The 23,929-nt window shown below is 67.8% G+C and carries 19 protein-coding genes; 11 read left to right on the forward strand and 8 right to left on the reverse strand.

What is annotated here, in order from left to right:
- Positions 1 to 22 precede the first annotated feature (22 nt).
- Positions 23 to 1,672: a chaperonin GroEL gene (gene groL, locus C1932_RS17510; protein ID WP_108750286.1), complete on the reverse strand. Its 1,650-nt coding sequence runs from the start codon at positions 1,670 to 1,672 to the stop codon at positions 23 to 25.
- Between the two features lie 83 nt (positions 1,673 to 1,755).
- On the reverse strand, positions 1,756 to 2,043 hold the full coding sequence (locus C1932_RS17515) for a co-chaperone GroES (RefSeq protein WP_108763019.1): 288 nt from the start codon (positions 2,041 to 2,043) through the stop codon (positions 1,756 to 1,758).
- 311 nt (positions 2,044 to 2,354) lie between these two features.
- Between C1932_RS17515 and C1932_RS17520 the strand changes: the two genes are divergently transcribed.
- The 5 genes from C1932_RS17520 to C1932_RS17540 all read left to right on the forward strand — a co-directional run bounded on the left by C1932_RS17520 (position 2,355) and on the right by C1932_RS17540 (position 10,635).
- Entirely contained in the window at positions 2,355 to 4,154 is a 1,800-nt protein-coding gene (locus C1932_RS17520; RefSeq protein WP_108763020.1) for an endonuclease, read from the forward strand.
- Between the two features lie 74 nt (positions 4,155 to 4,228).
- Positions 4,229 to 4,567, forward strand: a complete 339-nt coding sequence (gene cutA, locus C1932_RS17525; protein ID WP_108754311.1) for a divalent-cation tolerance protein CutA — start codon at positions 4,229 to 4,231, stop codon at positions 4,565 to 4,567.
- Positions 4,564 to 6,939 (forward strand): protein-disulfide reductase DsbD domain-containing protein, encoded by a 2,376-nt coding sequence (locus C1932_RS17530; protein WP_108763021.1) that lies wholly within the window; start codon positions 4,564 to 4,566, stop codon positions 6,937 to 6,939. The genes cutA and C1932_RS17530 overlap by 4 nt, the downstream gene beginning before the upstream one ends.
- A complete protein-coding gene (locus C1932_RS17535) occupies positions 6,936 to 7,493 on the forward strand; it encodes a TlpA disulfide reductase family protein (protein WP_108763022.1) in 558 nt (185 codons plus the stop codon). Before C1932_RS17530 ends, C1932_RS17535 begins: the two co-directional genes overlap by 4 nt.
- A 610-nt stretch (positions 7,494 to 8,103) precedes the next feature.
- The gene (locus tag C1932_RS17540; protein WP_108763023.1) at positions 8,104 to 10,635 is read left to right on the forward strand and encodes a sulfite reductase flavoprotein subunit alpha; all 2,532 of its coding nucleotides are present in this window, start codon (positions 8,104 to 8,106) and stop codon (positions 10,633 to 10,635) included.
- A 63-nt stretch (positions 10,636 to 10,698) separates the two neighbouring features.
- Here the strand turns inward: C1932_RS17540 and C1932_RS17545 are convergent, their stop codons facing one another.
- The gene (locus tag C1932_RS17545; protein ID WP_108763024.1) at positions 10,699 to 13,236 is read right to left on the reverse strand and encodes a methyl-accepting chemotaxis protein; all 2,538 of its coding nucleotides are present in this window, start codon (positions 13,234 to 13,236) and stop codon (positions 10,699 to 10,701) included.
- Between the two features lie 203 nt (positions 13,237 to 13,439).
- Between C1932_RS17545 and C1932_RS17550 the strand changes: the two genes are divergently transcribed.
- Both C1932_RS17550 and C1932_RS17555 read left to right on the forward strand, forming a co-directional pair.
- Positions 13,440 to 14,165 carry a hypothetical protein gene (locus C1932_RS17550; RefSeq protein ID WP_108763025.1) on the forward strand — a complete coding sequence of 242 codons (726 nt, stop codon included), beginning with the start codon at positions 13,440 to 13,442 and terminating at the stop codon, positions 14,163 to 14,165.
- 55 nt (positions 14,166 to 14,220) lie between these two features.
- Positions 14,221 to 15,057 carry an arylamine N-acetyltransferase gene (locus C1932_RS17555; RefSeq protein WP_108763026.1) on the forward strand — a complete coding sequence of 279 codons (837 nt, stop codon included), beginning with the start codon at positions 14,221 to 14,223 and terminating at the stop codon, positions 15,055 to 15,057.
- Between the two features lie 7 nt (positions 15,058 to 15,064).
- Here the strand turns inward: C1932_RS17555 and C1932_RS17560 are convergent, their stop codons facing one another.
- Genes C1932_RS17560 through C1932_RS17570 form a run of 3 tightly spaced genes read right to left on the reverse strand, consistent with a single transcriptional unit; the run spans position 15,065 to position 17,186 of the window.
- Positions 15,065 to 15,433 carry a VOC family protein gene (locus tag C1932_RS17560; protein ID WP_108763027.1) on the reverse strand — a complete coding sequence of 123 codons (369 nt, stop codon included), beginning with the start codon at positions 15,431 to 15,433 and terminating at the stop codon, positions 15,065 to 15,067.
- A 17-nt stretch (positions 15,434 to 15,450) separates the two neighbouring features.
- Entirely contained in the window at positions 15,451 to 16,089 is a 639-nt protein-coding gene (locus C1932_RS17565) for a response regulator transcription factor (RefSeq protein WP_108754318.1), read from the reverse strand.
- The gene (locus tag C1932_RS17570) at positions 16,086 to 17,186 is read right to left on the reverse strand and encodes a histidine kinase (protein ID WP_108763028.1); all 1,101 of its coding nucleotides are present in this window, start codon (positions 17,184 to 17,186) and stop codon (positions 16,086 to 16,088) included. Before C1932_RS17570 ends, C1932_RS17565 begins: the two co-directional genes overlap by 4 nt.
- Before the next feature lie 149 nt (positions 17,187 to 17,335).
- On the opposite strand from C1932_RS17570, the gene C1932_RS17575 reads away from it, so the two are divergent.
- The 3 genes from C1932_RS17575 to C1932_RS17585 are packed head-to-tail and all read left to right on the forward strand — an operon-like array spanning position 17,336 to position 20,078.
- Complete coding sequence (locus C1932_RS17575; RefSeq protein WP_108763029.1) at positions 17,336 to 17,758, forward strand: DUF2141 domain-containing protein; 423 nt, start codon at positions 17,336 to 17,338, stop codon at positions 17,756 to 17,758.
- Positions 17,759 to 17,777: 19 nt separating this feature from the next.
- Positions 17,778 to 19,301 carry a carotenoid oxygenase family protein gene (locus C1932_RS17580; protein ID WP_108763030.1) on the forward strand — a complete coding sequence of 508 codons (1,524 nt, stop codon included), beginning with the start codon at positions 17,778 to 17,780 and terminating at the stop codon, positions 19,299 to 19,301.
- Between the two features lie 60 nt (positions 19,302 to 19,361).
- Complete coding sequence (locus tag C1932_RS17585; protein ID WP_108763031.1) at positions 19,362 to 20,078, forward strand: transporter substrate-binding domain-containing protein; 717 nt, start codon at positions 19,362 to 19,364, stop codon at positions 20,076 to 20,078.
- A gap of 147 nt (positions 20,079 to 20,225) precedes the next feature.
- Here the strand turns inward: C1932_RS17585 and C1932_RS17590 are convergent, their stop codons facing one another.
- Complete coding sequence (locus C1932_RS17590) at positions 20,226 to 21,101, reverse strand: LysR substrate-binding domain-containing protein (protein ID WP_108763032.1); 876 nt, start codon at positions 21,099 to 21,101, stop codon at positions 20,226 to 20,228.
- Between the two features lie 92 nt (positions 21,102 to 21,193).
- Between C1932_RS17590 and C1932_RS17595 the strand changes: the two genes are divergently transcribed.
- Positions 21,194 to 22,129, forward strand: coding sequence for an AEC family transporter (locus tag C1932_RS17595; RefSeq protein WP_108763033.1), 936 nt, complete (start codon positions 21,194 to 21,196; stop codon positions 22,127 to 22,129).
- A 202-nt stretch (positions 22,130 to 22,331) separates the two neighbouring features.
- Here C1932_RS17595 and C1932_RS17600 read toward each other — a convergent pair whose 3' ends face one another.
- On the reverse strand, positions 22,332 to 23,879 hold the full coding sequence (locus tag C1932_RS17600) for an alkaline phosphatase (protein WP_108763034.1): 1,548 nt from the start codon (positions 23,877 to 23,879) through the stop codon (positions 22,332 to 22,334).
- Between the last annotated feature and the right edge of the window lie 50 nt (positions 23,880 to 23,929).

Below are 23,929 nucleotides of genomic sequence, written 5' to 3' on the forward strand. Positions count from 1 at the left end.
ATTGCATCGGGAAGGCGTGGACTTAGAAGTCCATGCCGCCCATGCCACCCATGCCGCCCATGCCACCGGCGCCGCCCATGGCCGGCTCGTCCTTCTTCGGAGCTTCGGCAACCATGGCTTCGGTGGTGATCATCAGGCCAGCGATCGAAGCAGCGTTCTGCAGCGCCGAACGGGTCACCTTGGTCGGGTCCAGGATGCCGAACTGCAGCATGTCGCCGAACTCACCGGTGGCGGCGTTGTAGCCGAAGCTGCCGCTGCCTTCCTTCACCTTGTTGATGATGACCGACGGCTCTTCACCGGCGTTGGAGACGATTTCGCGCAGCGGGGCCTCCATCGCGCGCAGGGCGATCTGGATGCCGTGGTTCTGGTCTTCGTTGGCACCCTTCAGGCCAGCCAGCGCGGTGACCGCACGGACCAGGGCCACGCCGCCGCCCGGAACCACGCCTTCTTCAACGGCTGCACGGGTAGCGTGCAGGGCGTCGTCGACGCGATCCTTCTTTTCCTTCATTTCGATTTCGGTCGACGCACCGACCTTGATCACGGCAACGCCGCCGGCCAGCTTGGCCACGCGTTCCTGCAGCTTCTCGCGATCGTAATCGGAGGAGGTGTCCTGGATCTGGGTCTTGATCTGGCCCACGCGTGCATCAACGTTGGCCTTGTCGCCCACGCCGTCGATGATGGTGGTGTTTTCCTTGGAAACCTGCACCTTCTTGGCGCGGCCCAGGTCCTTGATGGTGGCCTTTTCCAGCGACAGGCCCACTTCTTCGGAAATCACGGTGCCGCCGGTCAGCACGGCCATGTCTTCCAGCATCGCCTTGCGACGGTCGCCGAAGCCCGGGGCCTTCACGGCCACGACCTTGACGATGCCACGGATGGTGTTGACCACCAGGGTGGCCAGCGCTTCGCCTTCGACTTCTTCGGCCACGATCAGCAGCGGCTTGCCAGCCTTGGCGACGCCTTCCAGCACCGGCAGCAGGTCACGGACGTTGGAGATCTTCTTGTCGTGCAGCAGGATGAACGGGTCATCCAGGTCAGCGGTCTGCGACTGCTGGTTGTTGATGAAGTACGGGGACAGGTAGCCGCGGTCGAACTGCATGCCCTTGACCACGTCCAGCTCGTTGTCCAGGCCCGAGCCTTCTTCAACGGTGATCACGCCTTCCTTGCCGACTTCCTTCATCGCATCAGCAATGATCTGGCCGATCGACTCGTCCGAGTTGGCCGAGATCGTGCCGACCTGGGCGATGGCCTTGTCGTCAGCGGTGGGCTTGGAGATGTTCTTCAGCTCGGCAACGGCGGCCACGACGGCCTTGTCGATACCACGCTTGAGGTCCATCGGGTTCATGCCGGCGGCAACAGCCTTGGCGCCTTCGCGGATCAGGGCCTGGGCCAGCACGGTGGCGGTGGTGGTGCCGTCGCCGGCGTCGTCGTTGGTGCGCGAAGCGACTTCCTTCACCATCTGCGCGCCCATGTTCTCGAACTTGTCAGCCAGTTCGATTTCCTTGGCGACGGAGACGCCGTCCTTGGTGATGGTCGGGGCGCCGAAGCTCTTTTCCAGCACGACGTTGCGGCCCTTCGGGCCCAGAGTGGCCTTGACGGCATTGGCGAGAACGTTGACGCCGCGCACCATGCGCGAACGGGCGTCTTCACCGAAACGAATATCCTTGGCAGCCATTGCAGTTACCTCATTGGTAGCGCCGGGCCATGCCCGGCGGCTGGGTGTTTGGAATCAGGGGATGAAGCAGGTCGCGGCGGGGCTCAGCCGATGACGGCGAGCACGTCGTCTTCGCGCAGGACCTTGTACTCGACGCCTTCGCTCTTGTACGAGCTGCCGGCGTACTGGCCGTAGATGACCTTGTCGCCAACCTTCAGCGACGGCGCGCGCACGCTGCCGTTGTCCAGGGCCTTGCCCGGGCCGACGGCGACGACTTCACCCTTGGTCGACTTTTCCTTGGCCGAATCCGGAATGACGATGCCACCGGCGGAGATTTCGTCGGCTTCGATCGGCTTGACCACAACGCGGTCGTGCAGCGGCTTGATGCTCATGAGAGACCTCTTAAGTTATTGATTGGTCTGAAAAAGTCCGGCGATGTTAGCACTCACCCAGGGTGACTGCCAGCATTGCGCGTGAAAAAGCCCGACAGGTCGGGAGCAGGACAGAGATGGAGCCCGCCGGGGGCCTTTCAAGGCCATCGCGGCAAAATTTTTCGAAGGTGCGCTGCGGCGCAGATCCGGCGAAGTTCCCGGCTTTTTGGTGACGGGCGTCGCAGTGTCAGATATCTGGCGTTCAGTTACGACAAAGTGTCACGTGATCGGCCTTAGTCTCGCCCGGCATTCCCAATCACAAGGAGTAGTCGATGCGATTGCTGTCCCCGCTCGCCGCCTGCCTGCTGGCGCTGGCCGCCGCGCCGGCCCAGGCCGAGGTCTTCATCAACGAACTGCACTATGACGACAGCACCGCTGCCGGCGACGTGGGCGAGGCCATCGAAGTGGTCGCCACCGCCGGTGAGGACCTGTCCGGCTACCGGCTGTACCTGTACAACGGCAGCAACCCGTCGGCTGCGGCGGTCTACGCCAACAACCCGGTGCCGGCCGGCACGGCGGCCAGCTGCGGCAGCGCCACCATCGCGGTGGTCAGCTACCCGACCAATGGCCTGCAGAACGGGCCGAACGACGGCATCGCCCTGGTCGACGCCAGCGGCAAGGTCGTGCAGTTCCTGAGTTACGAGGGCGCGATCACCGCGGCCGGTGGCCCAGCGGCCGGCATGACCAGCCAGAACATTCCGGTGGCCGAAACCAACAGCACCGCGCCGGGCACCTCGCTGCAGCTGACCGGCAGCGGCAGCCAGTACACGCACTTCACCTGGGCCGAATCGGCCGGCCAGACCTTCGGCCGCTGCAACACCAGCCAGACCTTCACCGGCGGTGGCGGCACCCCGGGTCCGAACACCCCGCCGTCGGTCAGCACCACCACCCCGGCGCAGGGCAGCAGCACCTTCCCGGCCGCGGCCGATCTGGAAGTGGTGTTCAGCGAAACGGTCACCCTGGCCAGCGGCGCCTTCAGCCTGAGCTGCGGCAGTTCGGGCAGCGTGCCGCTGACCTGGCCGACCAGCGGCCGCACCGTGAAGCTGTCCACCAACACCGCTCTGGTGGCCGGCGAGGCCTGCCGCTTCGACATCCGCGCCGCGCGCATCACCGACAGCCAGGGCGCGCACCCGGCCGCCGACAGCCGCATCGCCTTCACCGTGGCCAGCACCACCGGCAACCCGGACCCGGGCAACCCCGGCAACCCCGGTACCCCGGAGGGCTACTACTCCAAGGTGAACACCAGCAGCCCCAGCCAGCTGCGCTGCTCGCTGCATGAAACCATCAAGGGCCACACCGCCTACCCGTACAGCGGCTCGGGCACCAGCACCTGGACCATCCTGGAAATCGCCGACGAAGACCCGAACAACAGCGGCAAGATCCTGGATGCCTACCGCAACCGCAGCTACACCAAGGTGACCGACCGTGCCGGCAGTGGCAGTGGCCTGAAGTACAACCGCGAACACACCTGGCCGAACTCGCTGGGCTTTGCCAGCACCACCGGCGACAAGGGCCTGCCGTACGCCCCGTACACCGATACCCACATGCTGTACCTGACCGACGCGCAGTGGAATGCCGACCGCGGCAACAAGCCCTTCGGCAAGTGCGACAGCAACTGCGGCGAACGCGCCACCGAGGCCAACAACGGCCAGGGCGGCGGCAGCGGCGGCTACCCGGGCAATTCCAACTGGGTGCGCACCCCGGACGGCAACACCGGTACCTTCGAGGTCTGGAGCCAGCGAAAGGGCGACATGGCGCGTGCGGTGATGTACATGGCGATCCGCTATGAGGGCGGCAAGGACGCAGCCACCGGCCAGTCCGAACCAGATCTGGAGCTGACCGACGACCGCAGCAAGATCGTCAAGACCAGCAGCTCGCCGGCCTACATGGGCCTGCTGTCCACCCTTATCGACTGGCACCTGGCCGATCCGCCGAGCGACGCCGAGCGCGCCCGCAATGACGTGATCTACAGCTTCCAGGGCAACCGCAACCCGTTCATCGACCACCCCGAGTGGGCCACCCCGGCCCTGTTCACCTCGGCCAAGCCGGCCACCTGCCAGCTGGCCAACTGATCCGCATTGAAGAAAGTTGCAAATCCCCTGTCCGGCCCTGACCCGGCCGGACAGGGGCCCTATACTCGGCGGTCATGTCGATCGCCGATCCCGTCCTGCTGCTGTTCACCACATGTCCCGACGCGGACAGTGCCGAACGCATCGCCCACGCACTGGTGGGCGAACAGCTGGCCGCCTGCGTGACCCGCCTGGACGGCGCGCGTTCGACCTACCGCTGGCAAGGCCAGGTGACCACCGATACCGAACTGCAGCTGCTGGTGAAGACCACGGCCAGCCGGGTCGATGCCGCCATCGCCCGGATCGTCGCCCTGCATCCGTATGAACTCCCGGAGTGCATTGCGGTCGAAAGCCGGGCCGGCCTGCCGGCGTATCTGGACTGGATCCGGGCGCAGACCCGGGAGGACACCGTTTGAAGACTCTGTTTGCGCGTGGCGCCGCCCTGTGCGCCCTGTTGTGGCTTTCCCTGCCGGCCTTCGCCCTGGACGAGAAGGACCTGCTGCCGGTGGACCAGGCGTTCGCGCTGACCGCCACCGCACCCGAACGGGGGCAGATCCAACTGCAGTTCAAGATCGCCCCCGGCTACTACCTGTACCGCCACCGCACCAGCGTGAAGGCCGACACTGCCTTCAATGCCGGCGCGCTGCAGATGCCGGCCGGTGACAAGCACCACGACGATTTCTTCGGTGAGGTGGAAACCTACCGCCAGCGCCTGGTGGCGACCCTGCCCGGCGCGCCCACCGATGGCGCCGGCACGATCAGCCTGGAAGTGCGCTACCAGGGCTGCGCCGATGCCGGCGTGTGTTATCCGCCGCAGAAGCGCGTGGTGCAGGTCACCCTGCCCGGTGGCGATGCGGCGGCAGCGCCGGCCGCGCGCAGCGGCACCACGCCTGCCTTCAACAACCCGCTGGCCGGGGCCGGCACCGCGCGCGGCCTGCAGCTGCCCGGCGCCGGCACGGCCCAGGCCCTGCCGCTGCCGTCGGAACAGGCGTTCGCCTTCGATGCCATCGCCAGCGACGGCAACACCCTGCTGCTGCGCTTCAGCCCGGCGCCGGGCTATTACCTGTACCGCGACCGCACGTCGCTGAAGCTGGAAGGCAGCAGCGGTGTGCTGGCCGATACCCCGCGCTGGCCGAAGGCGCAGTCGCACCGCGATGAGCACTTCGGCGATGTCTCGGTGTACTTCAACCAGGTGGAAGTGCCGCTGCCGCTGCGCCGCAGCCGCGCCGATGCGGTGGACGGCACCCTGGTGGTCACCTTCCAGGGCTGCCAGACCGACGGCATCTGCTACCCGCCGATGACCCGCCGGGTGAAGCTGGCCATTCCTGCCGGCAAGGTCAACGCCAGTGCGTCGGCCACTGCTGCACGCAGCGAAGTGATCCAGCCGCTGCCCGGCTCTGCGGCCGATGCCGCGCGCGAAGGCGGCGACGGCGCGCTGCGCCGCCTGCTGCCGACCGTGCCGAACGATCCGGCGCCGAGCGCAGCAGACACCGCGCCCGGCGCGACCGCGTTCGCCGCCGATGCGCGCCCGGACAACGCGCTGCGCACCAAGCCGCCAGGCACCGTGCCGAAGTCCGACAGTTCGCTGTTGTGGGTGCTGCTGCTGGCGCTGGGCGGCGGCCTGGTGCTGAACCTGATGCCGTGCGTGCTGCCGATCCTGTCGCTGAAGGTCCTGAGCCTGGCGCAAAGCGGTGAAAGCGCCGAGCGCGCCCGCAGCCATGCCATGTGGTACACGCTGGGCGTGCTGGTGGCCTTCGCGGTGATCGGCGCCTCGATGGTGGGCCTGCGCATGCTGGGCAACGCGGTGGGCATCGGCTTCCAGCTGCAGCACCCGGCCGTGGTGGCCGCGCTGGCCTACGTGATGTTCGCCGTCGGCCTGAGCCTGTCCGGGGTGTTCACCATGGGCGGGGGCGTGGGCAACTTCGGCCAGTCGCTGGCCAGCCGCAGCGGCCCGGCCGGCGACTTCTTCACCGGCGTGCTGGCCTGCGTGGTCGGCAGCGCCTGCGTGGGTCCGTTCTTCGGCCCAGCCGTGGCCTACGCCTTCGTGGCACCGCCGGTGGCGGCCATGCTGGTGTTCCTGTTCCTGGGCCTGGGCCTGGCCCTGCCGTTCCTGCTGATCGGCTTCGTGCCGGCGCTGGCACGGCGCCTGCCCAAGCCCGGCCCGTGGATGGAAACCCTGAAGCACGTGCTGGCCTTCCCGATGTATGCCGCCGCGTTGTGGCTGCTGTGGGTGCTGGGCAAGCAGCGCGGCGTGGATGGCATGGCGCTGGCGCTGGGCGGGCTGCTGCTGCTGACCGGCGGCCTGTGGCTGTTCGAAACCAGCCGTTGGCGCAGCAAGCGCGGTGGCATCCTGCTGGGCGTGCTGCTGGTGCTGACCGCGCTGGTGCCGGTCTGGGGCGTGACCCAGCTGGCACTGCCGGCGCGTGCCGCCCAGGCCAGCACCGACAACGTGGTGGAATATTCGCCGCAGTTGCTGGACCGCCTGCGCGCCGACAACCGCGTGGTGTTCGTGAACATGACCGCCGACTGGTGCGTGAGCTGCAAGGCCAACGAACGCGCGGTGCTGTCGCGTCCGGAGTTCAAGGACCTGCTCCGCCGCACCAATGCGGTGTACATGCGCGGTGACTACACCAACGTCGATCCGCAGATCACCGATTTCCTGGAAGAGCACAAGGCCGTGGGCGTGCCGCTGTACGTGGTGTACGGCCCCGGCGCCCCGCCCACCGTGCTGCCCACCCTGCTGACCCAGGCAGTGGTGGAAGAAGCCCTGCTGCGCACCGCGCGGTGAAGTGGCAGCGGCCCGCACTGCTGTGGACAGCGGTGCTGGCCGCCGGCCTGGGCCTGTGGGCCGGGCACCGGCTGACACCGGCACCGACGGCGCCGCGCGCGCCTTCCGATGCTGCTTTGGCAAGCGCGCCCACGTTGCGTCCCGGTGATGCCCTGCCCACGCTGGTACTGCCCGACCCATCGGGCCAGCCCCTGGACATCCGCCAGCGCTTCGCCGGTCGGCCGCTGCTGGTGAATGTCTGGGCCAGCTGGTGCGGCCCCTGCGTGGAAGAAATGCCCGAGCTGCAGCGTTTCGCTCAGGCACAGGGCAGCGCCGGTGTGCAGGTGCTGGGGCTGGCGTTGGATACCCCCGAGGGCGTGGCCGATTTCCTGCAGCGGGTGCCGGTGCACTACCCCATCGTGCTGGACACGCCGGGCCCACGCGATGCCAGCGTGCAGCTGGGCAACGCACAGGGCCTGCTGCCCTACAGCGTGCTGTTCGATGCGGACGGGCGCATGGTCAAGGCCAAGCTGGGCCCATTCGCGCACGGCGAGATTGCCGACTGGGTGAAGTAGGGGTTTTGCAGGGCTGCGCCCTGCACCTGCTTGGAGCAAAGGCAGCAGCAAGAGCAAAAGCGGGCTTTCCGTGGGATGGCGGGGCGGTGTCGGATTGCGAGGACGCCGTTAACCCATCCATGGGGGCTTGGCCGCGGCATCCATGCCGCGGACACCCCGCAATCCGACACCGCCCCGCCTCTGACAGTTGGCCGCGGCTGTTGGTAGGTGTCGACCTTGGTCGACACATCTGTCAGATATCTAGAACTATCTGGGGTCGGATCCCGTTGCGCAGCAACGGGATCCGACCCCGTGCCGTTCCAACAGCTCGCGGAAAACTGTCGAAGGCGGGGTGGGTCCGGTCGAGGGGGCGTGAGCCGCATGGATGCGGCGACCGAGCTTACATGGACGTACTTGCAGCGTCCCCCTCGACCGGACCCACCCCGCCATCCCACGGAATGCCCGCTTTGGCTTTTGACGTGGACGTTGACGTTGCTTCGGCGGGTGCAGGGCGCAGCCCTGCCGGAACACCCTCCTTGACCAGGGCCGGTTGTGACCGGGAGAATTCCGAGATTAATTCTCATTTACTGTTGCGCAGGGATGCCGCGGCAGACCTACGGCCCCCTTCCCGATGTTCAAGAACGTCCTGTTCCAGCTGCACTGGTTCCTCGGCATCACCGCCGGCACCATCCTGGCCATCATGGGCCTGAGTGGCGCGGCGCTGTCGTTCGAGGACGAGCTGCTGCGCGCCGCCAACCCCGGCCTGGCCGGGATTGCCGAACATCACGCCGACGGCCAGCCGCCGCTGAGCCTGGACGAACTGGTGCCGATGCTGCAGGCCGGCAGCGACCGGCCCCTGCAACGCCTGCGCGTGGATGCCACCGGCCAGCGTCCTTCGGTGGCGCGCTTTGAAGGCGGCAAGGAACACTGGGTCTACTTCGACCCGTACAGCGGTGAGCGCTTCAGCACGCTGCGCGGCCAGGCTTTCTTCGACTTCGTCGAAGACCTGCACCGGCACCTGGCCGCAGGCGAGCGCGGCAAGCTGCTGACCGGCAGCTGCGCGATCATCCTGTTGTTCTTCGTGCTTTCCGGTCTCTACCTGCGCTGGCCACGACAATGGTGGCGCCCCCGCACCTGGCTGGCCGTGGAATGGAAACGCAGTGGCCGCAGCTTCCTGTGGAGCCTGCACTCGGTGGTCGGCACCTGGGTGCTGCTGGTCTACCTGGTCAGCGTGCTGACTGGCCTGTGGTGGTCGTTCGACTGGTACCGCGATGGTGTGACCCGCCTGCTGGGCGACGGCCGCAGTGCCCCCCGTACCCACGTGCAGCCCGGCCCGCTGGACCTGACGCGGGTGCAGGAAAGCCTGTACGCCCTGCCCGGCGTGCGCAGCGGCTACATCGACCTGCGCCTGCCCGGCAAACCGGGCCAGCCGATCACCGCCCGGGTGATGGCCGGCGATCCCGCCCTGCGCGGTGGCGGCCATGACCGTGCCCAGGACAGCCTGCAGATCGACCCGGGCACCGGCGCCGTGCTGGAACACCGCCCTTACGGCCAGCTGGATGCGGGCGGCAAGGTCATGACCAGCATGTTCGCGCTGCACTCGGGCAGCTTCTTCGGCCTGCCCGGTCGCGCGATCGTCATGCTGTCCAGCCTGTGCATGACCCTGTTCTTCATCACCGGTTGGATGCTGTACCTGGACCGTCGCCGCAGCCAACGCGCCGCGCGCGCGTTGCGCCAGTCGCTGCCGGACAGCGGCACCAGCGTCGCCCAGGAAGGCACGCCGTGGCGGGTGGTACACGCCAGCCAGAGCGGCCTGGCCGAACAGCTGGCCTGGCGCGCAGCGGCCCAACTGCAGGCGGCCGGGCACCCGGTGCAGGTGCTGCCGCTTGCGCGGCTCAGCCTGCAACAGCTGCAGGACACGCCACAGGTGCTGTTCGTGCTCAGCACCTTCGGCGATGGCGAGCCCCCGGACAACACGCGCCGCGCGGCCCGCCAGCTGCTCGCGCAGTCGGCCGATCTTTCCGGTCTGCGCTATGGCCTGCTGGCACTGGGCGATCGCCAGTACCCGCACTACTGCGCCTTCGGCGTGCAGGTGGATGACTGGTTGGCACGCAACGGCGCGCAGCCGTTGTTCGACCGCATCGACGTGGATGCGGCCGCGGTGGCGTCGCTGCGCCAATGGCAGCTGCAGCTGGGTGCGTTGACCGGCATCCACACGGATGACAGCGTGCTGCCGCCGACCACCGTGCTGCATGACTGGCAGCTGCTGGAGCGTACGCTGTTGAATCCCGGCAGCATGGGCGGGCAGATCTGGGCCGTCCGCCTGGCCCCGCCGGCGAACCAGCACTGGAAGGCCGGCGACATCCTGCACATCGCACCGCGCAACGCCGCCGCGCACGCGCGCGCCGTGCTGCAGGCGCACGGGCTGGACCCGCTGCAGCCGACCCGCGTGGATGGACAGACCCGCACCCTGCTGCAACTGGCCAGCGAACGCGTGCTGCCCGATGGCCGGCCGGCCGTGCCGGTGCAGGACGGCTGCCTGTGGCTGTCCGGGCTGCCGCTGCTGCCTGGTCGTGAGTACTCGATCGCCTCCTGTGCCGCCGATGGCGCGGTGGAACTGGTGGTACGCCTGACCCACGGTAGCGCCGGCCGTCCCGGTCTGGGCTCCGGCTGGCTGGCCGTGCATGCGGCGCCCGGCGAAAGCATTGCCGCGCGCGTACACCACAATCCCGGTTTCCAGCGCGTGGCCGGAACCCCGATGGTGCTGATCGGCAACGGCACCGGCATCGCCGGCCTGCGCAGCCTGCTGCGCGAAGCCGCTGCCGACGGCGAGCACGGGCACTGGCTGCTGTTCGGCGAGCGCCAGCGCGCGCACGACCTGCTGTTCGCCGACGAGCTTGCGCACTGGCAGGCCGACGGCCATCTTGCACGGGTAGACCTGGCGTTCTCGCGTGATGCCGACGGTGGCGGCTACGTGCAGCACCGGCTGCAGGCGGCAACCGGCGAACTGCAGGCGTGGCTGGCACGCGGTGCGGTGATCCACGTCTGCGGTTCGCTGCAGGGCATGGCCGAAGGCGTGGACCAGGTGCTGCGCGCAGCGTTGGGCGACGATGCCGTGGAAACGCTGCTGGAGAATGGGCGCTACCGCCGCGACGTGTACTGAGTCGATCGGCCGGGCATGGCCCGGCGCTTCCCGGTAACGCCGGGCCTTGCCCGGCGAAGGCGATCAAGCGGCCGCGCGTGGGCGCCGCTGCGGCTGCAGGCGGAACGCCGATACCGCTTCGGCCAAGGCCTGTACCTGTGCCTGCATCTGCGCCGTGGAGGCGCCCGCCTCTTCCACCAGAGTGGCATTACGCTGCGTACTCGATTCCATCTGCACGATGGTCTGGTTCACCTGCGCGATGCCGGCGTGCTGTTCCTGCGATGCGCTGCGGATGGCGGCGAGCAGTTCAGCCAGCTGCTGCACGCTGCCGACGATATCGCCCATCGTGGTGCCGGCCTGCTCAGCCAACGCATTGCCCCGGCCAACGCGGGTGACCGAATCTTCGATCAGCGCTTTGATCTGCTTGGCCGCCTCGGCACTGCGCTGGGCCAGCAGGCGCACCTCCGAGGCCACCACTGCGAAGCTGCGGCCCTGCTCGCCAGCACGCGCGGCTTCAACTGCGGCGTTGAGTGCCAGGATGTTGGTCTGGAAGGCGATGCCGTCGATCAACTGGGTGATGTCGCCGATACGGCGCGAGGCTGCGCTGATGCCGTGCATGGTTGCCACCACCTCACCGACTGCCTGGCCGCCGCGCGCCGCCACGGCTGCCGCGCCTTGCACCAGCGCGTCGGCGCGGCCGGCGGCATCGGCGTTGCGGCCAACGGTGTCTGTCAGCTCATGCAGGGAGGCGGCGGTCTCTTCCAGGTTGGCCGCCTGCTGTTCAGTCCGTTGCGATAGATCGTGGTGGCCGGAGACGATTTCGCCAACGCCCAGATCCAGCTGTGCGGTGGCCTGCTGGATGCGGGTGACGATGCGCCCAAGCTGGCCAACGGTGGCATTGGCATCGTCGCGCATCCGTGCGAAAACGCCTTGCAGTTCGCCTTCCATGCGCACGCTCAGGTCGCCGCGCGCCAATGCCGCCAGCAGCGCCTGCAGGTCGGCAAGGTTGGTCTCAAAGGTGGCCAGAAGATGGTTGATGCTGGTGGACAGGGTCCGTACGAAACCCTGCTTGCCTTCCAGTGCAATGCGGCCGTGCAGGTCGCCGTGCGCAGCGGCATCGACCAGTGCCGCCACCTCGGTTTCCAGCAGAGTTTCCAGCGCACGGCTGCGCCATTCCACCGCCACCCCAAGGAAGTGCCCGTCGTCGACAATGGCGTTGGCGATCAGCTGATAGCGCACGCCCGCATGCGCGATCTCGTGCTCCTCGCGGCGGCGTGCGCCGGCCAGGCCGACCATCGCCGGATGCAGGCGCGCGGCATCACTGCCCACCAGGGTGTCGATCTGCAGCGCCAGCAGCTGCAGCAGCGCCGGGTTGGCGTAGGCCACGCGGCCCTCGGCGTCGATCACCATCAAACCGGTCTGTGCACTGTCCAGCGCCTGGCGCACCCGGGTATTGCCACGCGCGACCGAACGCTCGTCTTCGATCCGTGCGCGCAGCCGCTGCTGCATGTGGATCAGCCGCTGTGCCAGCTGGCCGATCTCATCGCTGTCGTTGTGCACGCGCAGCGTGGTATCCAGGCGGTCGTCGGCGATGTCGCTGGCGAAGCGCAGCGTGTCCTGGATCGGGCGGCGTACGGCGCGCAGGACCAGCACCAGGCTGGTGATCAGCACGCCCGCAACCAGCACGAGGGTGAACGCGAACAACGCGCCCATGGTGCGTGCGCCCCGTTGCTGGCGGGACTGTACCTGCGCCAGTGCGGCCCGCTGTGCTTCCTGGAACGTGGCCACTGCCGGCGCCACGGCGGCGGCGGTATCCAGCAGGGACTGCGCTTCCACGTCCAGGCCGACCCGCGCGGCGGTATAGCCCAGCAACGCGGCCTGATAGGCATCCATGGCGCTGCGCAGACGTTCCTGAGCATCGGCCGGCAACCCGACCAGGGCGAGGTCGAACGGTAGTTTCTCTTCGCTTGCGCGGTCTGCATGGGTGGAGTCGCCATCGAGCAGCAGCAGCGCTTCCTGCCGGCGCATCTTCTGGACATGCAGCTCCAGCGCGGGACGCTGCTGCGCCGCCACCGCCGCCTGCAGCGTATCGGCAGCCTGCTGCAGCTGCGCGGCCAAGCCCGCCTCGCCCCGTCCCATCTCGTCAACACGCGCGAACAGCGCTGTGATGCCGTCGGAGAAGCCGTCCACGGCCGCGGCCAGAGACTGCAGTGCCTTGCGCCGGCCAGCGTCCATGGGTTGCGCACGCAGCGCCTGCAGGTCGCGTTGCAGCGACTGCTGCGTGACCAGCAATTGGCTGCGGTCGGCATCGTCGAAACTGCGTGCATACTGTGTCTGCAGGCGACGCGCCTCGGCCACACGGGTGGCCAGCGCTGCGGCCAGATCGCTGCCACGCTGGTAGCTGGCCTGCGTGCGTGCGGCCTGTGCGCTGGCGTGGCCGGTCCAGGCATACACCCCTGCGATGGCCACCAGGCCCAGGCCGCAGACCCACAGGGTGGCTTTCAGCTTGTTGGCGACGCTGAGCCGATGCGGCTGCAGCCAGCGCAGCACGCCAGGAAACGCCGAGCGCAGACCATCCAGGCGGGTGCGCAGGGACCGGAGGCGGGGCACCGCGATCAACATGACAGACTCCAGGCAGAAGGACGCACCTGTATCGGCCGAAATTTACATAGCTTGAGTGGAAATTCTCAAAGCGGCACATCAACTGTGTTTTTTACGGGCAGCCCGAGACGAGCCGATGACAAACGCAGCGTCCGGTCTCATCTGATGAGAACTCCAGCTGGTAAAAATCCAGGACACACGCTCAGTTCGGAGTAGCCACGTCAATGTCCGTCAGTCTCATCCCGACCCATCTCCAGATGCTGGGCATCCCGCTGTGGCCTGCCATCCTCGCTACCTTGCTGTGTATGGCAGTGGGTTGGTTCTTCCGGTCGCCAATGGACAATTTCCATCGCTGGCGGGAATCAAAGCTGCGCGATCGCGAATTTCTTCTAAAAGTTGCCAATCAATCTGATGACGCTCTGGAAGCAGCGCGGATCAATGAAGATGAGCTGCAGAGTGCATTCCTTCAGCGCCATGGTATTCAGGCGGGCGCCGAGGAGCGCAGGACCTATTCGAACCTCGTCCGTCGCTACTCTCCCAGCATCAAATGGCGGCATATCAGGGGCATCAGTTCGCTCGCGCGGCGCAGCGCGGATGGCAACCATATTGAGCTTCACATGCCTGTCTGGCAGCGCCGTTTTCGTTACGGTACGGCCATTGCAGGCATCGCCCTCTATCTGACAGGCAGCTTCCTGTGGTTGGGTGGCCTGGTACAGGCAGTGCATGGCTCGTGGGCAGGGATCATCGTCGGGGCCCCCTTGGCAATTGTTGCCGCGGTTACAACCCGCGCATCTCTGTTCCCGTTACAGAGCTACAACGTCGTTGCCGGAGCCATCCACGGAGAGTATCGGACGGAAGTACTGCGGATCGCGATTCCCGAGTCCATCAAAGGACCGCGTGCCACCGCTGAGCTGGTCACCATGGACAGTGCGGCACGACGCAGCGCTTGACCTCAACCCCGGTTGCGGTTGCACAGTAGGGATCTCTGCCCCGCCTGGTGCCGTGATGACCACGCTCGATGTCCCCCGCTACCTGCAACGCCTGCAGCTGCAGGCCGCGCCGCCGGCCACCCTGGCCGGCCTGGCCGAGCTGCAGCAGCGCCACAACGCCCACCTGCCCTTCGAGACGCTGACCTGCCTGCTGCGCGATGCCGTGCCGATCGATCTGGACAGCGTGCAGCGCAAGCTGCTGCACGCCCAGCGCGGCGGCTACTGCTTCGAGCTCAACGGCGCCTTCCTGGCGCTGCTGCAGGCGCTGGGTTTCGATGCCCACCCGCTGAGCGCGCGCGTGCTGCTGTCGGCCAGCGACGGTGAACTGACCCCGCGTACCCATTTGTTGATCCGGGTACGCCTGGATGACGGGGATTGGCTGGTGGACACCGGTTTTGGCAGCCTGACCCCGACCGTACCGCTGCGCCTGCGCGAGGCCGCCGTGCAGGACACGCCGCACGAGCGCTATCGGCTGCAGCGGCTGGACGATGGTGATTTCCTGCTGACGGCGGCCAGCGGCGATGACTGGCGTTCGCTGTATCGCTTCGACCTGGCCTCACCGGCGCCGGCCGACAACGAAGTAGGCAACTGGTATGTGTGCACGCACCCGCACTCCAGTTTCCCGGGCGAGCTGCGTGCTTCGCTGACCGGCCCGGACTGGCGCCGCACCATCGGCAGCGGCAACTACACCGAGTACCGCCACGGCCAGACGCCGCAGAAGCGGGCGCTGCGCGATGTGGCCGATGTGCGGCAGGTGCTGCAGGATCGCTTCGGCGTGCGGCTTCCCGACGATGCGCGGCTGGACCCTGCCATTGCAGGGTGGTTGCAGCGATGGCAGCCCGCTGCCGCGTAACCGGGCGTCAGGCTGCCCGGGCCTGCACGGCAATGCGGTTGCCTTCGCTGTCGGCGATCTCCGCCACGTGCCACTCACCGGCCTGGGCGGGGCCGAACCGCAGCGCGGCGCCGGCCTGCAGCGCACGGGCCAGGCTGGCGTCCAGGTCATCAACACCGATGTAGATGCGCGCACCCTGCTCCGAGGGCCGATAGTCCGCTCCCTGTACCAGGGCCAGACTGGCGCCGCCGGCGTCATCGTCGAACGGCAGGTAGGCCATCATGCAGTCATGCACCGGCACCGGGGCATCGATCACCACCTGCAGCCATCGCTGGTAGAACGCAATGGCACGGGCCAGGTCGGCCACCGGAATCTCGACATGCATGACAGGGTTCATCGCTGCGCCACTTCGCTTCAGATGATGCGCAGGGTAATCGCCTTCAGCACCGCGCGGGTACGGTCGCGGGTCCCCAGCTTGTCCAGGATGGTGGACACGTAATTCTTCACCGTGCCTTCGGCCAAGAACAGGCTGCGCGCGATTTCCTTGTTGCTGTAGCCACCGGCCAGCAGGCGCAGGATCGCGACCTCGCGCTCGCCGAACGTATCGTTGGGCGGTGCCTGGTCATGGAACCGGTAGCGCGCCCGCACCGGCTCGGTACTGACCGGCAGCAGCAGGGTCTCACCTGCGGCGACGCGCTCGATGGCATCGCGCAGATCGGCCGGAGCGGCATCCTTCAACAGAAAGCCCTGCGCACCCGCCTCGCTGGCACGCAGCAGCAGATCGCTTTCATCGAAGGTGGTCAGCAGCAGGCAGGGTGTTGCGTCGCCACGCGCGCGCAGTTGCCGCAAGGCTTCAATCCCGTCCAGGCCCGGCATGCGGATATCGCTCAGCACCACATCGACCGGCTGCACGGCCAAGGCATCCAGCAGCGCCTGGCCGTCTTCTGCTTCCAGCACCACCTGCACCCCCAAGCCCTGCAGCAGCGCCCGCAGACCTGCACGTACCAGCGCCTGATCGTCGGCCAGCGCCACCCGCACCGCCAGAGCCGTCATGCCGGCAACCGCGCGAGCAGGTGCATGCCGCCGCTCTCGGTACGAGCCAGCTGCAGGCGCCCACCCACTTCGGCCAGGCGCTCGCGCATGCCGGCAATGCCGTTGCCTTCGCGGATGCGTTCGGCACGCTGGCCATCATCACGGATATCGATCTGCAACTGCGCATCCTCCTCACTCACCTGTAACCAGACAGTGGCTGCGTCGCCATGGCGCGCGGCATTGGTCAGTGCTTCCTGCACCAGCCGCAGCACCGCTTCGGCCACCTGCGGATCGGTCAGGCGCAGGCCTTCGGCGATCTGCACCTGCAGGCGCGGACGCGGGAACGGTGCGGCCAGCGCATGCAACGCCGTCGCCAGATCCAGCCCGCGATCATCACGCATGGACTGCACCACCTGGCGGATGTCAGCCAGCAGCTCGCCGGACAACTGCTCGGCCATGCGCAGCCCCTCCAGCCCCGCCACCCGTTCGTCGGCGGCAAGCGCGCGCAGGTTCAGGCGCATGGCCGTCAGCTTGTGCCCCGCCACGTCGTGCAGTTCGCGGGCCAGGCGCAGCCGTTCGGCATCGCGCGCACTGTCGGCCAACAGCGCGCGCGTGGCCAACAGGTCTGCGTTGACCCGGGCCAGCGCGTCGCGCGCCAGCGCACTGCTGCGCGCGTAGTGGGCGGTAAGTGCGGCGAAGGCCTGGAAGCCGCTGTACAGCAGCACCACCATGAACGGCTGCGAGAACCCGGCGTGCTTCAACACCAGATACATGGCCAGGTTGGCCGGCAGGGCCAGGGCAAGCACCACGCGCGGCGGCCAGTGTTCGCCCAGTTGCGCCACCAGCGCCACCAGCAGAATGGGCGCGGTGCCGGTACGCGGCTCCAGCGCCACCATGGCCACGGCCAGCCCGGTCTGCAGCACCGCCGACAGCAGGCGCACGCCATGCCGGGTGGGCAGCTGCGAATGCAGCGCGAACAGCAGCAGGAACAGGCCCAGCGCGCACCAGCGCACGCCGGCACCGGCACCGTGGATGTCCAGGGTCAGACCGACCACGACGATGGTCAGCAGACCCGCCAGGCTGAGGGGACGCAACAGGTGGCGGAAGAATGCAGGCATGGCCGCATGCTGCCGGTCGGCAGGGTGTGCCGGCAATGGGGTAGGCGCAGAAAGTGACTTCTGGCACGTCGAATCGATGACAACTGGCCCTGAACCCTGGCCCGGCCCGCGCCCAGACTGCAGACCTACCGCCCCTGGAGCCTACCGCCATGATCCGCACCGCCCTGCTCAGCACCACCCTCGCTTGCCTGACCCTGGCCGCCAGCGCATCGGCCGCCGACCTGACCTTGAACGTGCAGGGCATCCGCGCCCAGACCGGCACCGTGCGGGCAGCCCTGGTGAACAGTGCAGACGGTTGGGACGGCAAGGCGGCCCCGCTGAAAGCGGCGCAGGCCAGGCCGAGCGGCGACCACCTGCAGTTCACCTTCAAGGACCTGCCGGCGGGCAGCTACGCCGTGCTGCTGACCCACGACGAGAACGACAACGGCAAGCTGGACACCAACCTGGTCGGCATGCCGGTGGAAGGCTACGGCTTCAGCAACAACCCCGACGTGATGCGCAAGCCGACCTTCGACGAGGCCCGCTTCACGGTGCCGGCCACCGGCACTGCGATCGACATCACCCTGCGCTGACCCCCGCCCGAGAACCGCCATGGACCGTCGTCGCTTCCTCCGCACCCTGCTCAGCAGTGCTGCCGGCCTGGCCGTGGGTGCCACCGCCCTGCGCAGCGCACCGGCCTTCGCCAACGACCCGGCGCAGTTCGCGCAGGGACTGCATGACCACCCCTGGCTGCTTGGATGGCGGGGGGTCAGCAGCGAAACCCTGGGCCCGGCCACGGTCGACCTGCAGGGCCGCCTGCCGGCAGGCCTGGCAGGCACGCTGTACCGCAATGGTCCGGCATGGACCGAGCGCAATGGCCTGCGCTACGACCATTGGTTCGACGGCGACGGCATGGTGCACGGTTGGCGCTTCAATGGTGATGGCAGCCTGACTCATCACGCGCGGATGGTGGCCACGCCCAAGTTCACCCGTGAACAGAAGGCCGGTCGCTTCCTGTACCCGGCCGCAGGCACCAGTGTTCCGGACACCCAGCCGGTACGCAACAACGATGACGCCAACACCGCCAACACCTCGGTGGTGACATTGAACGGGCGGCTGTTCGCGCTGTGCGAGGCCGGTTCGGCCTTCGAAGTACACCCGGACACCCTGGACACGATCGGACCGGTCACCTGGCGCCCCGATCTGGCAGCGATGCCATTTTCGGCCCACCCCCTGCCCGACCGCGACGGCAGTCTGTGGAACTTCGGCTCGATCAGTCTAGTAGGCGGTTCTGCACTGCTGGTGTGGCACCTGGGCAAGGACGGCCAGCTGCGCAGCGCCAACGTGATCCAGACGCCCGAATACGGCTACCTGCACGCGTTCACCATGACCGACCAGCACCTGGTGTTCGTGCTTGCCCCGTTCGACTTCAAGCAGAGCGGCGGCAGCTTCTTCGAGCGCATGGCCTTCGCTCCGCAGCGTGCAGCGCGCATTGCCGTGGTGGACAAGAACAGCCCTGACAAGGCGCAGTGGTTCGAGGCGCCGTTCGCAGCCATCTACCACTTCGGTGATGCCTACGCCCGCGACGGGGGCATCGTGGTGCGCGCCGTGCGCCGCGACGACATCAACGAGGCACGGTCGCCCATGAAGGAAGCCATGGCCGGCGATGGCGCGCACGCAGTGAATGGCCATACCACCCTGGTCGAGCTGCACCTGGACCTGCGCCGCACGCAGGCGCGCTGGCAGGACACCGGCATCGGCACGGTGGAGTTCCCGCTGTTCGATGCGCGTACGCCCAGCACACGTGGCGCGCGCCTGTATGCACCCACCATTGCCGGTGAAGCCACCGCGCCGTACTTCAATGCGGTGGCCGCGTTCGACGTGGACCGTGGCCGGCGCCAACTGTGGCGCTACGGCACCGATATCCTGGCCGAAGAACACGTGTTCGTGCCGCGCCCGGGCAGTCGCAGCACCGACGATGGCTGGCTGGTCGGCACCCTGCTGGACCCGGTGCAGCAGCGCAGCGGCATTGCCGTACTGGATGCGCGCCACGTTGGCGATGGGCCACTGGCGCAGGCCTGGCTGCCGTACGCGGTGCCGTTGGGCTTCCACGGAACCTTTGCTGCGCGCGGTTGAGCACACCGGACGCACGGCGGTGCTGTCATGCTGGCACTCCGATTCACAGCGGAACTGCCCATGCCCCTGATCGACTACCGTGAAGCGTTGGCACCGCGTGGCCATCTGCGGGTCGCCATCAATCTGGGCAACCCGGTGCTGGCCCAAGGCGACGCGTCGGCGCCGCGTGGCCCCTCGGTGGACCTGGCCACGGCGCTGGCACGGCGGCTGGGGGTCGCACCGCATTTCACCTGCCATGACGCCGCTGCATCGGTCGTGGCGGCCGCCGCCGATGATGATTGGGATCTCGCTTTTCTGGCCATTGATCCAGCGCGCGCCGATCGCATCGCCTTCAGCGCACCGTATCTGGAAATTGAAGGCACCTATCTGGTGCGTGATGACAGCCCCGCGCAGCAGGTGACCGATCTTGATCGCCATGGCATGTGCATCGCGGTGGGCCGCGGCGCTGCCTACGATCTGTTTCTCAGCCGTGCGTTGCAGCACGCGCGCATCGAGCGCGCCGACACCTCCGCCGCCGCCATCGCCCTGTTCGACCAGCAGCGCCTGGACGCGGCCGCGGGCGTGCGCCAGCCGCTGCAGGCGTGGGCGGCGCAGCACCCCGGCCATCGCGTGCTGGCTGACCGGTTCACCGCGATAGCGCAGGCCGTGGCGGCGCCGGCCGCGCGTCCGGTGGCGGCGCTGCAGGCGTTGTTTGCCGAAGTGGATGCGATCCGGCAGACATCGCTGCTGGCCGAAGCATTCGACCGCGCCGGGCAGCAGGTGGCCCTACTGCGGTAGGGACCAGTAGAGTCGAGCTTGCTCGACTGCCGCGTTCCGTAGAGTCGAGCTTGCTCGACTGCCGCGTTCCGTAGAGTCGAGCTTGCTCGACTGCTTCTGGCGGTCCAGTCGAGCATGGCTCGACTCTACAGACAGCGAAGCTCGACGCTACGTGGCGGTGATGCACGCCAGCAGACGCGCCAATGCAGGATTGCGGTTGCCATCACGCCAGAACAGGACCTGCTGCACCTGCGGGGCATCCTTCAGCCCCACGAATGCAACGCCAGGCACCCCCAGCCGGCGCAGCGACGCCGGCACCAGCGCGATGCCCAACCCTTCCGCCACCAGGCTGACGATGCTCTGCTGCAGCTGCACTTCCAGACGTATCCGCGGTTCCAGCCCTGCGGCGCGGAAGCACGCGTCGATCGCTTCGCGCAGCGTCGGCACCACCTCGGCGGGCGCGGTGATCAAGCCTTCATCGGCCAGCGCAGCCACAGCCACCTGACGCCGCCGCGCCAGGCGGTGGTCCTGCGGTACCACCACGCACAACGGCTCCTGCAGCAATGGCTGCATCTGCAGACCGCGCATTGCTGCGGGCGCGAAGCCGATGCCGGCATCCAGCTCGCCACTGAGCACCCCGTCCAGCAGTGGAAACGGCAGTGCCTCGCGCAGGCGTAGCTGAACCTGCGGGCAGGCTGCCATGAACCGGCGCGCCAACGGCGGCACCGAGCTGTGGGCGGCGTGCATCATGAAACCGACCTGCAGTTCGCCCTGTTCACCGGCGTCGATCTGCCGCGCCGTGTGGCAGGCCTGCTGCAGTGAGGCCAGCACGGCACGCGCATCTTCGCGAAAGCGCTGGCCGGCCGGGGTCAGCCGCACATGGCGCGAATCGCGCTCGAACAGTGCCACGCCCAGCGAGCGTTCCAGCGCCGCGATCTGCCGGCTGAGCGGGGGCTGTGTGACGTGCAGGCGCTCGGCCGCACGGCCAAAGTGCAGGGTCTCGGCCACGGCCAGGAAGTAGCGCAACGGGCGGATGTCGATCATGCACAAAGGGTATCGCTGAATGCCGAAGAAAGCATTGGAAGGTATGGATGGCGCTGCGTAGCCTTGTAGCCCCTCCCCTTCTTCAAGCCGCCATGTGGTCTGTACTGGCGATCGTGCTGCCCATCTTTGCCCTGGTGTTCGCGGGTTGGGTGGCACGCCGCAGCGGCGCCCTGGGCCCGCACTCCACCAGTGAACTGAACCGGTTCGTTGTCTACCTTGCCCTTCCTGCGCTGCTGTTCGACGTGGTGGCCCACGCGCAGTGGCGCGACCTCTGGCACCCCGGCTTCCTACTCAGCTTCGGCATCGGCACGGCGCTGGTGTTCGCGGCCACGGTGCTGCTGCGCCGACGCGGTGGCCATGCCTTGGCCGATGCCAGCATCGACGGCCTGAATGCCGCCTACGCAAACACCGGCTTCATGGGCTTTCCGCTGGCGGCAGCGGTACTGGGCCCGACCGCACTGGCACCGACCCTGGTCGCCACCCTGCTGACGGTCTGCGTGCTGTTCGCCGTGGCCATCATCCTGATCGAAGCGGGCCCGCAGCGGGAACAGCGCCTGCACCATCTGTTGTGGAAGGTCAGTCGATCGCTGGCGCGCAACCCGCTGCTGCTGGCACCGGCGCTGGGCATCGTACCGATGGCAACCGGTCTGGCCGTGCCCGGGCCGGTGGATGCCTTCCTGAAGCTGCTGGGCAGCGCCGCTGCGCCCTGCGCATTGATCGCGCTGGGCCTGTTCCTGGGTGAGCGCCGCAATGTTGCACCCGGCGCCGCACGCAGCGCATTGGGCCTGGGCGCGGCAAAGCTGCTGCTGCAGCCGCTGCTGGTGTGGGTGCTGGCCACCCGGGTGTTTGCGCTGCCCACAGCGCTGGTGCATGCGGCGGTGTTGCTGGCAGCGCTTCCCACCGGCACCGGGCCGTTCATGCTGGCCGAATTCCATCGGCGCGAGGCCGCGACGACCGCGGCGACGGTGCTGGGGACGACTGTGATGTCGCTGCTTAGCGTGACCGCGTATCTGGCGCTGATCCGGTAGCGTCGCACCTGCTGGGCGCAGGACTTCTGTAGAGTCGAGCTTGCTCGACTGCCGTGCTTTGTAGAGTCGAGCCATGCTCGACTGCTTTTGGCAGTCCAGTCGAGCAAGCTCGACTCTACAAAGCGCGACGAGCAGTCGAGCAAGCTCGACTCTACAAAGCGCGACGAGCAGTCGAGCTTGCTCGACTCTACGAAGGGCGAAGTCAGCGGCTCAGGGCTTCCTGCACGGCCAGCGCTACGTCGGTGTTGTCGATGTAGCTGCCGTCATTCCAGCCCACGTGCTGGCGGTAGCCGGCATCGACGCCGCGCACGCGCCGGGCCAGGCCTTCGGCGCCGTTGCCCTTGGCCCACAGCGGCACCAGCCCATTGGAATGGTTGCCGGTGGGGCGGAAACTCATGCCCGGCAGCTGCCCGCGGCCGTTGTTGCGTACTGGCTGGAACGCCACCTGCTGCGCATCCGGGCCCATCGGCATGCTGTTGTCGTGGTCGGTGGTGATGATCAGCAGGTTGCGTTCCCAACCGCCATTGCGTTCGATCCAGTCGACCACCGCGGCGACCGCATCGTTGAACTCCACCGTTTCCTCGATCAGACGGCCGAACTGCGGCTGGTCGGTGCAGGCGCCGTAGTGCCACTCGGTACCACACGCGCTGGTGTGCGCAGCCCAGTCGGTGGCCCCACCTTCCACCATCAGGAACAGGCCTTTCTGCGACCGCTGCTGCAGGAACTGCAACGCACCGCGGGTCATGGTGGCCAGGTCGGGCACGCTGTCGATCTTCTTCACCCCGGAAGGTGTCGCCGCATCGCGCCCGACCACGGCCAGCTGCCGCGCCTGCTGCAGCGTGTTGGCGACCTGCGGCACGCCGATCAGCGGGCGATCACTGGGCAGACGGCCTGCGGCCAAGGCGGTGAATTCATCCTTGCTGCGGATCAGTCGCCACGCACCCGCCGGATTGCCGGCAATCGGCGTACCCGCTTGCAGCTGCTGCCAATCCTGCTGCGACACCCATTCCCAGGGGTTCTGGCAGCCCTCGGCGGCGACCGCATCCAGGCCGTCCACGCAGGGCCTGCCGTCCACGCTGTAGCCGGGGCCGCCGGTGCCCATCACCAGATCCATGTGGCCCTGCGCCAGCATCTGGTGGGCAATGGCGTGGTAGCTGTTGCGCGATTCGTTCTGCGCCGCGAACGCCGCGGGCGTGGCATGTGCAAACGGCACCGAAGTAACCACGCCGGTGGCCATGCCCAGGCGCTTGGCGCGCAGTGTGTTGAAGTCCACCGGCACGCCGTCGTTGCTGAAGTTGATCGCGTTGTTGTAGGTCTTCACCCCGGAAGACAGCGCGGTGCCGGCCGCTGCGCTGTCGGTGGCCACGGCGGCCAGGTACTGGTATCCCTCGAACGGCAGGTCGGCGGCAGGTACGGCGCTGGCACTCCACGCACGCGATGCGTCGTAGCCGATGGTCTGCGCGGCATCGCGGGTGGGCTGGCTGCTGGCGTTCAACGGGAACGTGGTCACGCCCAGGCGCTGCGGGAACTGCGCGTAGGGCGCGCCCTCGCGACTGCCGTACTGCCAGTACGCGGCAGCATCCCAGGTGCCCCAGCCGGCACCGTCGTTGATCATCACGATCACGTTGTGCGGCCGGGTGGTTCCGGCCAGCGGCGCGTCACCGCGCGCGACGGGCTGGCATGCGGCCAGAGCGGCCACCATGGCCAGCAGCGACGGGCACAGCCAACGTCGCGAGGAAGATTGGGTCATGAGGGTTCCTGCAGTGCGGCGGCGATGCCGCCAACAGCAGGTGGTTATAC

Origin of the sequence: Stenotrophomonas sp. YAU14D1_LEIMI4_1 (genome assembly GCF_003086815.1) — a bacterium.
Lineage (GTDB): Bacteria > Pseudomonadota > Gammaproteobacteria > Xanthomonadales > Xanthomonadaceae > Stenotrophomonas.

Bases quoted from the DNA above. Each gene is read 5' to 3' on its own strand.
- C1932_RS17520 (WP_108763020.1), top strand. From the start codon at position 2,355: ATGCGATTGCTGTCCCCGCTCGCCGCCTGCCTGCTGGCGCTGGCCGCC.
- C1932_RS17560 (WP_108763027.1), bottom strand. From the start codon at position 15,433: ATGAACCCTGTCATGCATGTCGAGATTCCGGTGGCCGACCTGGCCCGT.
- C1932_RS17590 (WP_108763032.1), bottom strand. From the start codon at position 21,101: ATGATCGACATCCGCCCGTTGCGCTACTTCCTGGCCGTGGCCGAGACC.
- C1932_RS17600 (WP_108763034.1), bottom strand. From the start codon at position 23,879: ATGACCCAATCTTCCTCGCGACGTTGGCTGTGCCCGTCGCTGCTGGCC.
- C1932_RS17545 (WP_108763024.1), bottom strand. From the start codon at position 13,236: ATGTTGATCGCGGTGCCCCGCCTCCGGTCCCTGCGCACCCGCCTGGAT.
- groL (WP_108750286.1), bottom strand. From the start codon at position 1,672: ATGGCTGCCAAGGATATTCGTTTCGGTGAAGACGCCCGTTCGCGCATG.
- C1932_RS17515 (WP_108763019.1), bottom strand. From the start codon at position 2,043: ATGAGCATCAAGCCGCTGCACGACCGCGTTGTGGTCAAGCCGATCGAA.
- C1932_RS17585 (WP_108763031.1), top strand. From the start codon at position 19,362: ATGCCCCTGATCGACTACCGTGAAGCGTTGGCACCGCGTGGCCATCTG.
- C1932_RS17550 (WP_108763025.1), top strand. From the start codon at position 13,440: ATGTCCGTCAGTCTCATCCCGACCCATCTCCAGATGCTGGGCATCCCG.
- C1932_RS17580 (WP_108763030.1), top strand. From the start codon at position 17,778: ATGGACCGTCGTCGCTTCCTCCGCACCCTGCTCAGCAGTGCTGCCGGC.
- C1932_RS17575 (WP_108763029.1), top strand. From the start codon at position 17,336: ATGATCCGCACCGCCCTGCTCAGCACCACCCTCGCTTGCCTGACCCTG.
- C1932_RS17555 (WP_108763026.1), top strand. From the start codon at position 14,221: ATGACCACGCTCGATGTCCCCCGCTACCTGCAACGCCTGCAGCTGCAG.
- C1932_RS17570 (WP_108763028.1), bottom strand. From the start codon at position 17,186: ATGCCTGCATTCTTCCGCCACCTGTTGCGTCCCCTCAGCCTGGCGGGT.
- cutA (WP_108754311.1), top strand. From the start codon at position 4,229: ATGTCGATCGCCGATCCCGTCCTGCTGCTGTTCACCACATGTCCCGAC.
- C1932_RS17540 (WP_108763023.1), top strand. From the start codon at position 8,104: ATGTTCAAGAACGTCCTGTTCCAGCTGCACTGGTTCCTCGGCATCACC.
- C1932_RS17595 (WP_108763033.1), top strand. From the start codon at position 21,194: ATGTGGTCTGTACTGGCGATCGTGCTGCCCATCTTTGCCCTGGTGTTC.
- C1932_RS17565 (WP_108754318.1), bottom strand. From the start codon at position 16,089: ATGACGGCTCTGGCGGTGCGGGTGGCGCTGGCCGACGATCAGGCGCTG.